Source organism: Erwinia persicina, from assembly GCF_019844095.1.
Lineage (GTDB): Bacteria > Pseudomonadota > Gammaproteobacteria > Enterobacterales > Enterobacteriaceae > Erwinia > Erwinia persicina.
The window spans coordinates 3,116,589-3,128,967 of record NZ_CP082141.1; the positions used below are offsets into that span (position 1 = coordinate 3,116,589).

A 12,379-nucleotide genomic window follows, 5' to 3' on the forward strand; every position below is an offset into this window, starting at 1 on the left:
CTCTGCGCCGCGGCTAATCTGCGTTGCCCCGCGCCAGCCGCTGCACGCGTGAAAACATGCTGCGCAGCAGTTCAGGCACAGAATCCGTTCCCCGTGAGGCGGCCTCTGCTGCCACTGCAATCGCCAGCTCTGGCTTGGACGCATGCTGAATAGCTTTAGCAATAATGCGCCGCAGGTTGAGTGGTGTCCCCGCCGGCAACCCGGACATACGATGATAAACTGCTGCGAATCCCTGCTTGTACAGGAAATGCTCCATATCCAGTGCGGGTAATTGCGTCAGGTAATGATCTTCGTGCCGATCGCCTTGCTGTAACATGCCACGGGCCGTGGCGGCATACTTCCGGCCCGCATCGTCACCATCGGTCAGCACATGCCACGCAATCCCCATTCGCCGGGCAAATTTTAACAGCGGGCGTAAACCGGATTGGGCAAACTCAATCACCTTTATCCCTTCTGCGGCAAAGTGGTAGCCGCACTGCCTGGCCAGCTCGTTCATCACCCAGACTTCCGTCTCGCCTTCCACCAGCAGCCAGCAGCGGGCAAACAGCGAGGACGGGCGGTTAAAACGGATGTGGAAAGCAATACGGCGGCTGTCTTCAGCACTCATGCCTGACGGGCCAATGCGCCACGCAGCCACGCGTCCGGGCTCACGCACCAGACGGCATACCTGTTCTACCGGTACCTGTGACAGCAGTTCGCCAGAGTTGGTGGTCACCATTTTTTGCAGCGGAAGCAGGGACAGCAGCTCCCAGGCAACGGACAGCATGATGGGATGCAGCCGGGTCTCCGGATCTTCCAGCACCAGCAGCGGACGGGCCTGTGCATCCAGCTCCCGGGCATCCCGCGCCTGTACCAGCAGCGCAAACAGCCGCAGCAATATCAGCCGGCGGCTGCGGTCGCCGCCGGCAATCAGATGATTCATCTCACCCAGATGCCGCCAGCCGCTGCCTGACTCACGCTGCAGGTGAGAAACCCGGTTTCCCGGCAGTGAAGCCTGCGGTGACTGAACAGAAAAATAGTGTTCCACCAGTTGCCGGAGTGTGTTGACCCCTTCGCGCAGAGCACTGTCGGACAGATTTTGTGGGCCCGCCCCCCCCTCGCGCAGCAGATCTTCCATTATACTGGTCAGTTCGGCAAACGGCGCGGCGGGCAAGGTCGCTGCCGCGTCATGAGGCTGACGACGACTGAAACGCGCATCACGCAGGCGCAGTACCGGATGCAGGCGGATAAGCGTTTTGATCGCCGCCAGCGCACGCTCATCCGTAAGCAGCGGCTGGCTGCAGGCATCAACAAACTGGCGGTGGGTGATCACCTCCCCGGCGTCAGGCTGATGTCCCGTCATTTTCAGCGTCAGACGCCGTAATCCGTCTTCACCACACCACCACAGCGGGGCGAAGACCTGATAGTGAAGGGCATCCGCCTCCCCCGCTTCGCGTTCACAGAAGGTAAACACCACCTGCAAATCCCGCTCGCGGCGCGCTGCATCGCCCTGTGCAAAATGAAAATCGTGGGGCCTGAAGGCATAAAGATCGGGCTGAGGTGCCAGCAGGAGAGTCAGCGCATCCAGCAGGCTGGATTTCCCCCAGGCATTTTCCCCGATCAGGACATTGGTTCCCTCCAGTGGCAGCGACAGCTGACTGATGCCACGAAAGCCGGTAACGGCCATATTTTCCAGAATCATCTTCGCCCCTGTTATCCCGGTTTTAATCAGAATGGTTGGCCAGTGGCTGTCGGTCAAGCTGCGGGGAAAAATCGTTTTTCAGGCCGTCCCCTTTGCGCCAGATCAAAGCCAGGTGGGTTAACGGCACAAGCCCCTTGTATCCGCCGCCGGGATCTCTTACATAAGATGCATATTAAATACATCTTATAAAAGGTGAGATCATGTTCTGTATTCAATGTGAGCAAACAATGCGTACACCAGCCGGTGACGGCTGTACCTACGCGCAGGGGATGTGCGGTAAAACAGCGGAAACCTCTGATTTACAGGATCTGCTGGTCGCAGTCCTTCAGGGGCTTTCAGCCTGGGCGCTGCAGGCACGCAGTCTGGGTATTATCGACCATGAAGTGGACAGCTTTGCCCCGCGCGCGTTTTTTTCCACACTGACGAACGTCAACTTTGATTCACGGCGTATTGTGGAGTATGCGGTTGAGGCCATTGCGCTACGCGATCGCCTGCAGCAGCGCTGTGCCGACGCGGGCGGCAGTCGGTTGCTGGATCATCCGCTGGCCTCACTGGCCCTGGCCAGCCACGAGATAGCCGGGTTGCAGCAACAGGCAGCGCAGTTCGCGTTGAATGTTGCCGGCGTCAACGCCGATATTCTCGGGCTGCGCCTGCTTTGTCTCTACGGGCTGAAAGGGGCTGCGGCGTATATGGAACATGCCCACGTCCACGGGCGCTTCGACAACGATATCTATGCTGAATATCATCAGATTATGGCCTGGCTGGGAACGCAGCCATCGGAGATGGCTGAGCTGGTCAGTTGTGCCATGCAGATTGGTAAAATGAACTTCACCATCATGGGGATGCTCGATGAAGCGCAAACCACCGCATATGGTGATCCGCAGCCCGTCACCGTCAACGTCCGACCGGTGGCCGGTAAAGCCATTCTGATATCAGGCCACGACCTGAAAGATCTGCAGATCCTGCTGGAGCAGACCGCCGGCCGTGGCATTAACATTTTCACTCACGGCGAAATGCTGCCAGCACACGGTTACCCGGCGTTAAAAAAATATCCGCATCTGGCAGGCAATTACGGTAGCGGCTGGCAGAATCAGCAAGCGGAATTTGCCCGTTTTCCCGGCCCCATCGTGATGACCTCCAACTGTATTATCGATCCGCTGGTGGGCGATTATCAGCATCGTATCTGGACGCGCAGTATTGTCGGCTGGCCTGGCGTAAACCACCTTGAAGAGGATGACTTCTCGGCGGTGATTGACCAGGCAGAATCGATGCCGGGGTTCCCGTGGAGTGAAATTCCCCATGAAATCACCGTCGGTTTCGGCCGAAAAGTGCTGCTGGAGGCCTGCGACAGCATCATTGACCTGGTCAGCCGTAAAAAGCTGCGCCATGTGTTTCTGGTGGGCGGTTGCGATGGCAGCCGCGACCAGCGCAGCTATTACACTGATATGGCGCTGGCGATCCCCGATGACTGTCTGATCCTGACGCTGGCCTGTGGAAAATACCGCTTTAACAAACTCGATTTTGGTCATATTGAGGGGCTGCCACGTCTGCTGGACGTTGGCCAGTGTAACGACAGTTATGCGGCCATTATGCTGGCGGTAAAACTGGCGGAGAAACTGAACTGCGGTGTGAACGACCTGCCGTTATCACTGTTGCTGTCCTGGTTTGAACAGAAAGCTATCGTGGTACTGCTCACGCTGCTCTCCCTCGGAGTAAAAAATATCCGTACCGGCCCGACGGCACCGGCGTTCCTCACCGACAATCTGATGGCGCTGCTGCAGAAAGAGTTCGGCATGATCCCGGTCAGCAGCGTGGAAAACGATCTGGCTGGCATTCTTGGCCACGCGGAGTAACTGATGAAATCACCGAATCTGTGCCCCTGGCGTATGCAGGTGCATCATGTGCAGCAGGAAACGCCGGACGTCTGGACGCTGGCGTTAATTAATCACGATTTTTATCGCTGGCAGGCAGGTCAGTTCGCGCTGGTCAGAATCGGCAACAGCGAGGAAATGCGCGCCTATACGTTGTCCTCCACCCCCGGGCAAAGCGCCTTGATCACGCTTACCGTACGGCGCATTGAAAAGGGTAAAGGGTCGGACTGGCTGACCCGGCAGGTGCGCCCGGGCAATGATATCTGGCTGTCCGATCCACAGGGAGATTTCAGCTGTCAGCGCCACCCCGCCAGTCACTATCTGTTTCTCGCTGCGGGCTGCGGCATCACGCCGGTGATGTCGATGTGCCGCTGGCTGCAGGCGCAACGCCCCGGCTGCAGCGTGCAACTGATTTACAGTGTTCGTTCGCCGCAGGATGTGATTTTTGCCCGGGAACTGAGCGCCATGCAGCCGTGGTTAACACTGACTCTGTTTGCAGAACACGCCGCCACGGCAGAGATGCAGTCCGGGCGACTTGATCGTGCCCGCCTCGCAGCCCTGGTGCCAGATATGGCCCGGCGTACGGTGATGATCTGCGGCCCCCAGCCTTATATGAATGCCCTTCAGCAGGATGCGCAGGCGCTGGGGGCAAAAAAAATTCTGACTGAACAGTTTACGCCGGTGAGCGAAGCGCCGGTGGGATCCGCTCAGTTCACCCTGCGCAGCCCGGCGCTGATGCAGGGGGGCGCCTTTCCCGCCGGGTGGTCGCTGTTAACGGCCATGGAACAGCATCAGCAGCCGGTCGCCGCGGCCTGCCGTTCGGGTGTCTGTGGTTGCTGTAAAACCCGCGTTGCTGAAGGGAGCTATCACACCACCAGCGTTCAGACCCTGAGCGACAGTGAGATTGAGGCCGGCTTCGTTCTGGCCTGCAGCTGCTACCCACAAAGCGATATTGTTCTCACCTGACGCCCTGGTGCCGTGTGAAATAAACGGTTTCACACGGGATTTCCCCGTTTCCTGCATCCTAAACTAAGCTTGTTTCAGCCAATTTGACCTTTCTGTTAAAGGACATCCCCACCACTGAGGAGAGAAGCATGAAGCAAACTGTTGCCGCGCTGGTAGCGAAAACACTGGAAAGTGCAGGCGTGAAACGTATCTGGGGGGTCACCGGCGACTCGCTCAACGGCCTGAGCGACAGCCTTAACCGTATGGATACAATCCGCTGGATGCCAACCCGTCATGAGGAAGTCGCCGCCTTTGCTGCGGGTGCGGAGGCACACCTGACCGGCGAGCTGGCGGTATGCGCCGGCTCCTGTGGCCCAGGTAACCTGCATCTGATTAACGGTCTGTTCGACTGCCACCGTAACCACGTGCCGGTACTGGCCATCGCCGCTCATATTCCTTCTGCAGAGATCGGCAGTAATTACTTTCAGGAAACTCATCCTCAGGAGCTGTTCCGTGAGTGCAGCCACTACTGCGAACTGGTTTCCAACCCCGAGCAACTGCCGCAGGTTCTCGGCATTGCCATGCGCAAAGCGATCCTGAACAAAGGGGTCTCTGTGGTGGTGCTGCCGGGCGATATTGCCCTGCAGATGGCCCCGGAAGGTGCAACGGCGGACTGGTATCCCCCACATCTGCCGCAGGTTCAGCCGGTCAGTGAGGAGCTGACGAAGCTGGCGTCGGTACTCAACGCGTCAGGTAATATTACTCTGCTGTGCGGTAGCGGCTGTGCCGGTGCCCACAGTGAGGTCGTGGCGCTGGCAGAAACCCTGAAGGCCCCCATCGTTCATGCCCTGCGCGGTAAAGAGCACATCGAATATGATAACCCTTACGATGTGGGCATGACCGGGCTGATCGGCTTCTCATCGGGTTATCACGCCATGATGAATGCCGATACGCTGCTGGTGCTGGGCAGCCAGTTCCCTTATCGTGCGTTTTATCCGGCCGATGCAAAAATTATTCAGATTGATATTAATCCAGGCAGCCTGGGCAGCCACTGTCATCTGGATATGGCGCTGGTCGGGGATATCAAATCGACGCTCAATGCCCTGCTGCCGCAGCTGACGGTCAAGACGGAGCGCGGCTTTCTGGACAAGGCGCTGGAACACTATGGAAAAGCGCGGAAAGAGCTCGATGACTTGGCGACGGCCAACGATAAACTGCCTGTTCATCCACAATATCTGGCGCAACAGATCAGCCGCTACGCCAGTGAGGATGCGATCTTTACCTGTGATGTGGGCACGCCGACCGTGTGGGCAGCCCGCTACCTGAAAATGAACGGCAAACGCCGCCTGCTCGGCTCCTTCAGCCACGGCTCGATGGCGAATGCCATGCCGCAGGCGATTGGAGCCCAGGCGATCGACCCCAACCGCCAGGTGATCGCCCTGTGCGGGGACGGTGGCTTCAGCATGCTGATGGGCGACTTCCTCTCACTGGCGCAGTTAAAACTGCCAGTGAAAATCGTGGTATTCAACAACAGCGTGCTGGGCTTTGTGGCCATGGAGATGAAATCCGGCGGTTATCTGACCGACGGTACCGATTTGGAAAATCCCAACTTCGCCGCCATTGCCAACGCCTGCGGGGTAAAAGGCATCCGCGTTGAGCAGGCATCCCTGCTGGACGATGCGCTGCAGGAGGCGCTGGCGCACGACGGCCCGGTGCTGGTGGACGTGGTCACCGCCAAAGAGGAGCTGGCCATGCCGCCGCAGATCAAACTGGAACAGGCCAAAGGCTTCAGCCTGTACATGATGCGCGCCATCATTAACGGCCGCGGTGATGAACTGGTTGATCTGGCTAAAACCAACTGGCTACGGTAAAAGAGTGAGAGGCTCTTTTTGACGGACGCTGCGGCGTCCGTTTTACCGTTGACAGGAGAACAAGCGTGATCGACCTGCGTAGTGATACCGTGACCCGCCCCACTCAGGCCATGCTGAGTGCGATGATGTCAGCCGAAACCGGAGACGATGTTTACGGCGACGATCCCACGGTCAATAAACTGGAAGCAGAAGTTGCCCGTCTGAGCGGTAAGCCCGCTGCCCTGTTCCTTCCCAGTGCAACCCAGGCCAACCTGGTCGCCCTGCTCTGCCACTGTCAGCGCGGCGAGGAATATATTGTTGGTCAGCTGGCACATAACTACAAATATGAAGCAGGTGGCGCTGCGGTGCTGGGGGGCATTCAGCCTCAGCCAATCCTCGCGGCCGCTGACGGCACGCTACCGCTGGACGTTGTGGCGCAGTTTATCAAGCCGGATGATGTACATTTCGCCATCACCCGCCTGTTAAGTCTGGAAAATACGCATAACGGTAAGGTGCTCCCGCTGGCGTATTTACAGCAGGCATGGGCGTTTACCCGTGAACGTCATCTGGCGCTACATATTGACGGTGCGCGCATTTTCAACGCGGCCGTCGCGCTGGACGTACCGCTGGAGGCCCTCGCCCGCTATGGTGATACGCTGACGGTCTGTCTGTCCAAAGGGCTGGGTGCCCCGGTGGGAGCCATGCTGTGCGGCAGTGAGGCGTTTATTCTGCGAGCGCGGCGCTGGCGCAAGATGACCGGGGGCGGGATGCGCCAGGCGGGAATACTGGCGGCGGCGGGGCTGTATGCGCTGGAGCATCACGTGGCGCGCTTAAAAGATGACCATGATAACGCCGCGTGGCTGGCGGCTGCGCTGCGGGATATTGGCGTTGACGTTACCCGCCAGGATACCAACATGGTGTTCCTGCGCCTGCCGGAGGCACAGGTTGCCACGCTGGGCCCCTGGATGCGGGAACGCGGTATGCTTGTCAGCCCTGGCCCGGTGACGCGGCTGGTGACCCATCTGGACACAGATCGCCCTGCGCTGGAGCAGCTGGTCAGCCAGTGGCAGGCCTTTTTAGCCACGTCGTAAACTATCCTGCACCATATTTTTCCACCAGCGCGGCGGCGATGGCTTCAGTTTCGGCATCGGCAATGCCACTGTAGTCAGCAGGACGAAAGTGCATCTGAAACGCCGCGATCAACGCCTGCTGCTGATACGGTTTCATCTGCGGCGTTACCTCGTAGCCATAGCTGGACAGCAGGCTCAACAGGCGGGTCTTATCCACCCGCTGCGCCGGTGGTCGTCCTGCCAGCCAGAACGTCACCCGGGCCGCATCAGGCCAGGCACCCACCCCCTGGCGGGCAAACGCTTCCCAGGGAAATTCCGGGCCGGGATCCTGCTTGCGCATCGGGGCGATATCGCTGTGTGCTACCACGTCCTGCGGCAGGATGCCGTAGCGCTGGATAATATCGCGCATCAGCGGAAGCAGCGCATCCATCTGCGACTGCGGGAAAGGCTGCCAGACGATCGCCCGCCCCTCGCGATGCCAGCCCTGATTCTCCAGCTCAATGCCGATTGAGGTATCATTCAGTCGGGTGGCACCGCGCCAGTAGCTCTCACCGGCGTGCCACGCCAGCATCGACTCCGGCACCAGACGCCACACCAGAGGCTGGCCGTCATATTTCGGCGGTTTTGCCGGCAGGAGATAGTGTGCACTGACGCTGCGATCGGTAAGCGTATTCAGCGAACGCGGAAAATCCCCGGCGGTGTAGTGGATAACCAGCACTTTCACGCGCGGCCGTGCGCCCCAGGCCTCCTGCCGCGTATCGACGGTGTACCCCTGTTGTGGCAGCAGCCCTTTTGGGGTAATAGAGGTATAAATAAAGACAGCCAGCAGCACCAGCAGCGGCCGGATAACAGCAACTGGACGCATCAGTGACGCAGTTTAACGGCAGTACCGCTGACGCTCACCATCAGCATACTGCTGTCTTTCCCTACGGTTTCATAATCAATGTCGATACCCACTACGGCATCCGCACCGAGGGATTTCGCCTGCGCTTCCAGTTCAGAAAAAGCAATCTCGCGGGCTTTGCGCAGCTCTTTCTCATAGGCTCCGGAGCGCCCACCGACGATATCGCGAATGCCGGCAAAAAAGTCGCGAAAAATATTGGCCCCGAGAATAGCTTCTCCAGTCACAACACCACAATATTCAGTAATGGGCTGGCCTTCCAGCGTCGGGGTAGTCGAAAATTTCATACAGCTCTCCATGTGTCATGTACGCTTCGTTCTTTTCACTCAACTGAGCGGCTATACTTAATGATAAAGCACACCCGCTGATAACAATAAGGAAATCAAAATGAAATACCAGCCCTTTGCTGTCGTGGTTCCCCTCGCACTCCTGCTGAGTGCCTGTACCACCGTCGAACCCGCTTATAAGGATATTGGTACCCGGGTAGGGCCATGTGTTGACGGCGGCCCGGACAGCGTAGCGCAACAGTTCTACGATTTACGCGATCAGCAGCCTTCTCAGGGCGTGCCGGATGCGCAACTGCTGGCAAAATACCGGCCTCTGCTCAGTAACAAACTCTATCAGTTGCTGCTCAAAGCACAGAATGAACCGAATAAAAACGCACAGCTGACGGGGGATATCTTCTCCAGCCAGCGCCAGGGGCCGACGGAAGCCAGCGTGGCGGACGCCTCGACCATTCCGAATACTGACGCACGCAATATTCCGCTGCGTGTAACCCTGCAGCGTGGCGACGTTCGCTGGCAGGATGAAGTTCATATGGTCCGTGAAGGCACCTGCTGGACGGTCAACGATGTGCGTTATCTCGGCAATAATCCCCATCTGTCGGGCGGTTCGCTGGGTCAGCTGCTGCAAAAATAAACCCTTTGTGCGTGCCGCGCATCAGCGGCACGATCTCGCGCACACATTTGCATAACAACATCGATACATCGAAGCCAAAACCGTTACATCACGCTATGTTGTGCTACTATTCAATCACCCTGCCCGCATAAATAAATTTTAACGCACAATGATTGCATAACTATGCTGTCGACGTTAAGATTCGCGGCATCAATTGCTATTCACTTTTTGCGCATGAGTATTCAACTAAACGGTATAAACTGCTATTACGGTGCCCATCAGGCGCTGTTCGACATTCAGCTGGCTTGCCCACAGGGTGAGACGCTGGTACTTCTGGGCCCGAGTGGCGCCGGGAAGAGCTCACTCCTGCGCGTGTTAAACCTGCTGGAGATGCCGCGTTCCGGCACGCTGGAGATTGCCGGTAATCGCTTTGACTTTACCCGCCCGCCTGGCGACGCCGCGATACGCGAACTGCGTCAAAATGTGGGTATGGTCTTTCAGCAGTACAATCTCTGGCCTCACCTGACGGTCGTTCAGAATCTGATCGAGGCGCCCTGCCGCGTGCTGGGTCTCAGCAAAGCACAGGCCCATGATCGTGCGGCCAGGCTGCTCGATCGCCTGCGTCTTAAGGCTTTTGCTGACCGCTACCCGCTTCACCTTTCAGGCGGTCAGCAGCAGCGCGTGGCGATTGCCCGTGCGCTAATGATGGAACCGGCCGTTCTGCTGTTTGATGAACCGACCGCGGCGCTGGATCCGGAAATCACCGCCCAGATCGTCAGCATCATTCGTGAACTGGCGCAGACCCAAATTACCCAGGTGATCGTGACCCATGAAGTTGAGGTGGCGCGTAAGACGGCCAGCCGCGTGGTGTATATGGAGAACGGTTATATCGTCGAGCAGGGTGATGCCAGCCGCTTTACACAGCCGCAAACCGAGGCGTTTGCCCACTATCTTTCGCATTAATTGCAGGACATAACGATGAAAAAAATTGTCATTGCCGCGCTGTTAGCCGGCTTCAGCCTGAGCGCCAGCGCGACCCAGACCCTTCGTTTTGCCACCGAAGCGTCTTACCCTCCTTTTGAGTTCGTGGATTCTGATAATAAGATCCAGGGCTTTGACGTGGATCTGGCCAACGCGCTGTGCCGCGAGATCGGCGCCGAGTGTACCTTTACCAACCAGGCTTTTGACAGCCTGATCCCCAGCCTGAAATTCCGTCGTTTCGACGCCGTCATGGCGGGAATGGACATTACACCTGAGCGTGAAAAACAGGTGCTGTTCACTAAACCGTATTATGAAAATTCCGCCCTGTTTATCACTCAAAAAGATAAAGTGCCCAGCGTCGATGCGCTGAAAGGGAAACGTGTCGGTGTGCAAAACGGCACCACGCATCAGAAATACCTCGGTGAGAAACTGGCAGACATTAAGGTTGTCCCTTATGACAGCTATCAGAATGCGATCCTTGACCTGAAGAATGGTCGTATTGATGCCGTATTCGGTGATACTGCCGTGGTGAACGAATGGCTGAAGCAAAATCCGAATCTGGCCCCACTGGGTGAGAAAGTAACGGATAAAGCCTACTTTGGTACTGGCCTGGGCATTGCAGTTCGCCAGGGCAATACGGAACTTCAGGGTAAATTCAACGCGGCGCTGGACAAGGTGAAAGCCAACGGCACCTATAAAACAATCTACAGCAAGTGGTTTGCGCAGTAATTAATGAACGAATTTTATACGCTTGCCAGCGCCGCCGGAATGACCGTCGGCCTGGCTGTTTGTGCGCTGGTCGCAGGGTTAATCCTGGCGATGATTTTCGCCGTCTGGGAATCGGCGCGCTGGCGTCCCCTCGCCTGGCTTGGCACCGGCCTGGTCACCCTTTTTCGCGGCCTGCCGGAAATTCTCGTGGTGCTGTTTGTCTACTTTGGCGCTTCACAGCTGCTGCTCACACTCTCTGATGGCTTTACCCTCAATCTGGGTATCGTGCAGATCCCCATCCAGGTCGCCATTGAGAATTTTGACGTCAGCCCGTTCCTGTGTGGTGTGATCGCGCTGGCCGTGCTCTACGCCTCCTATGCCTCACAAACCCTGCGCGGCGCGCTAAAAGCCGTACCGTCAGGACAGTGGGAATCAGGCCAGGCGCTGGGGATGAAAAAAACCGCCATCTTCTTCCGACTGATTATGCCGCAGATGTGGCGCCACGCGCTGCCGGGTCTGGGCAATCAGTGGCTGGTGTTGCTGAAAGATACCGCGCTGGTATCGCTGATTAGCGTTAACGATATTATGTTACAGACCAAAAGTATCGCCACACGTACCCAGGAACCTTTTACCTGGTATGTCATTGCGGCGGGGATCTACCTGCTGATCACCCTCGTCAGCCAGGCGGTATTGAAACGGATTGAGCTGCGGACTACGCGTTTTGAACGGGGTGACTGCTGATGCTGAGTTATTTCCCTGAACTCCTGAAAGGTCTGAATACCAGCCTGCTGCTGACGGTGACGTCCCTGCTGCTGGCGCTGGTGCTGGCGCTGCTGTTTACCGTGATCCTGGCGCTGAAAGTGCCGGTGCTGAACCTGGTGACGCGGGGGTATATCACCCTGTTTACCGGAACGCCGCTGTTGGTGCAGATCTTCCTGATCTATTACGGTCCGGGTCAGTTCCCGGCGATTCAGAATATTCCCTGGCTGTGGGCTCTCCTTTCTGAGCCCTGGCTCTGTGCGCTGCTGGCGCTGTCACTCAACAGCGCGGCCTATACCACGCTGCTGTTTCACGGTGCGGTCCGTGCTATTCCCGCCGGGCAATGGCAGTCCTGCGCGGCACTGGGCATGAACCGCCGCGATCAGCTGCGCATTTTGCTGCCTTACGCTTTTAAACGTGCACTCTCTTCTTATTCCAACGAAGTGGTGCTGGTATTTAAAAGTACCTCGCTGGCCTACACCATTACGCTGATGGAAGTGATGGGACACGGGCAGTTGCTGTATGGCCGCACGTATGACATCGGGGTGTTCGCCGCAGCCGGGGTGATTTACCTCTGTGTGAACGGACTGCTGACCCTGATGATGCGCCTGATTGAGCGCCACGCCCTGGCGTTTGAACGGCGTAACTAAAACGGGCGAGTGCGTTGTCAGGCGCGGCCTCACCGGCAACGCAGAATAAAAAGCCCTCACCGCCTT

The 12,379-nt window shown here is 57.6% G+C and carries 12 protein-coding genes; 9 read left to right on the plus strand and 3 right to left on the minus strand.

Going from position 1 to position 12,379, the window contains the following annotated elements; genetic code table 11:
• Positions 1-13: 13 nt before the first annotated feature.
• Entirely contained in the window at positions 14-1,681 is a 1,668-nt protein-coding gene (locus K6L24_RS14260) for an ATP-dependent nuclease (RefSeq protein WP_118664361.1), read from the minus strand.
• 200 nt (positions 1,682-1,881) lie between these two features.
• Here K6L24_RS14260 and hcp point away from each other — a divergent pair, with 200 nt between their 5' ends.
• From hcp to ltaE, 4 genes are all read left to right on the plus strand, one after another.
• A complete protein-coding gene (gene hcp / locus K6L24_RS14265; RefSeq protein WP_222681588.1) occupies positions 1,882-3,534 on the plus strand; it encodes a hydroxylamine reductase in 1,653 nt (550 codons plus the stop codon).
• 3 nt (positions 3,535-3,537) lie between these two features.
• On the plus strand, positions 3,538-4,518 hold the full coding sequence (gene hcr, locus K6L24_RS14270) for an NADH oxidoreductase (protein ID WP_118664362.1): 981 nt from the start codon (positions 3,538-3,540) through the stop codon (positions 4,516-4,518).
• A 128-nt stretch (positions 4,519-4,646) separates the two neighbouring features.
• Positions 4,647-6,368 (plus strand): ubiquinone-dependent pyruvate dehydrogenase, encoded by a 1,722-nt coding sequence (poxB, locus tag K6L24_RS14275; RefSeq protein ID WP_062746712.1) that lies wholly within the window; start codon positions 4,647-4,649, stop codon positions 6,366-6,368.
• Positions 6,369-6,433: 65 nt separating this feature from the next.
• The gene (gene ltaE / locus K6L24_RS14280) at positions 6,434-7,438 is read left to right on the plus strand and encodes a low-specificity L-threonine aldolase (protein WP_222681589.1); all 1,005 of its coding nucleotides are present in this window, start codon (positions 6,434-6,436) and stop codon (positions 7,436-7,438) included.
• A gap of 1 nt (position 7,439) precedes the next feature.
• Here the strand turns inward: ltaE and K6L24_RS14285 are convergent, their stop codons facing one another.
• Entirely contained in the window at positions 7,440-8,282 is an 843-nt protein-coding gene (locus K6L24_RS14285; protein WP_062746707.1) for an N-acetylmuramoyl-L-alanine amidase, read from the minus strand.
• Positions 8,282-8,605: a heavy metal-binding domain-containing protein gene (locus tag K6L24_RS14290; protein WP_062746704.1), complete on the minus strand. Its 324-nt coding sequence runs from the start codon at positions 8,603-8,605 to the stop codon at positions 8,282-8,284. Before K6L24_RS14290 ends, K6L24_RS14285 begins: the two co-directional genes overlap by 1 nt.
• 100 nt (positions 8,606-8,705) lie before the next feature.
• Between K6L24_RS14290 and K6L24_RS14295 the strand changes: the two genes are divergently transcribed.
• The 5 genes from K6L24_RS14295 (at position 8,706) to artM (ending at position 12,313) form a co-directional block, all read left to right on the plus strand.
• Complete coding sequence (locus K6L24_RS14295) at positions 8,706-9,236, plus strand: lipoprotein (RefSeq protein ID WP_062746702.1); 531 nt, start codon at positions 8,706-8,708, stop codon at positions 9,234-9,236.
• A 213-nt stretch (positions 9,237-9,449) separates the two neighbouring features.
• Entirely contained in the window at positions 9,450-10,178 is a 729-nt protein-coding gene (gene artP / locus K6L24_RS14300; RefSeq protein WP_222681590.1) for an arginine ABC transporter ATP-binding protein ArtP, read from the plus strand.
• Positions 10,179-10,193: 15 nt separating this feature from the next.
• Positions 10,194-10,925, plus strand: a complete 732-nt coding sequence (gene artJ / locus K6L24_RS14305; RefSeq protein WP_118664365.1) for an arginine ABC transporter substrate-binding protein — start codon at positions 10,194-10,196, stop codon at positions 10,923-10,925.
• 3 nt (positions 10,926-10,928) lie between these two features.
• Positions 10,929-11,645 (plus strand): arginine ABC transporter permease ArtQ, encoded by a 717-nt coding sequence (gene artQ, locus K6L24_RS14310; protein WP_118664366.1) that lies wholly within the window; start codon positions 10,929-10,931, stop codon positions 11,643-11,645.
• Entirely contained in the window at positions 11,645-12,313 is a 669-nt protein-coding gene (gene artM, locus K6L24_RS14315; RefSeq protein WP_062746696.1) for an arginine ABC transporter permease ArtM, read from the plus strand. Before artQ ends, artM begins: the two co-directional genes overlap by 1 nt.
• The last annotated feature ends 66 nt before the right edge of the window (positions 12,314-12,379 follow it).

What these genes read in the sequence shown, in the direction of transcription:
- K6L24_RS14290 (WP_062746704.1), bottom strand. Translation starts at nt 8,605, where the DNA reads ATGAAATTTTCGACTACCCCGACGCTGGAAGGCCAGCCCATTACTGAA.
- artM (WP_062746696.1), top strand. Translation starts at nt 11,645, where the DNA reads ATGCTGAGTTATTTCCCTGAACTCCTGAAAGGTCTGAATACCAGCCTG.
- K6L24_RS14260 (WP_118664361.1), bottom strand. Translation starts at nt 1,681, where the DNA reads ATGATTCTGGAAAATATGGCCGTTACCGGCTTTCGTGGCATCAGTCAG.
- hcp (WP_222681588.1), top strand. Translation starts at nt 1,882, where the DNA reads ATGTTCTGTATTCAATGTGAGCAAACAATGCGTACACCAGCCGGTGAC.
- K6L24_RS14295 (WP_062746702.1), top strand. Translation starts at nt 8,706, where the DNA reads ATGAAATACCAGCCCTTTGCTGTCGTGGTTCCCCTCGCACTCCTGCTG.
- hcr (WP_118664362.1), top strand. Translation starts at nt 3,538, where the DNA reads ATGAAATCACCGAATCTGTGCCCCTGGCGTATGCAGGTGCATCATGTG.
- artJ (WP_118664365.1), top strand. Translation starts at nt 10,194, where the DNA reads ATGAAAAAAATTGTCATTGCCGCGCTGTTAGCCGGCTTCAGCCTGAGC.
- K6L24_RS14285 (WP_062746707.1), bottom strand. Translation starts at nt 8,282, where the DNA reads ATGCGTCCAGTTGCTGTTATCCGGCCGCTGCTGGTGCTGCTGGCTGTC.
- poxB (WP_062746712.1), top strand. Translation starts at nt 4,647, where the DNA reads ATGAAGCAAACTGTTGCCGCGCTGGTAGCGAAAACACTGGAAAGTGCA.
- artP (WP_222681590.1), top strand. Translation starts at nt 9,450, where the DNA reads ATGAGTATTCAACTAAACGGTATAAACTGCTATTACGGTGCCCATCAG.
- artQ (WP_118664366.1), top strand. Translation starts at nt 10,929, where the DNA reads ATGAACGAATTTTATACGCTTGCCAGCGCCGCCGGAATGACCGTCGGC.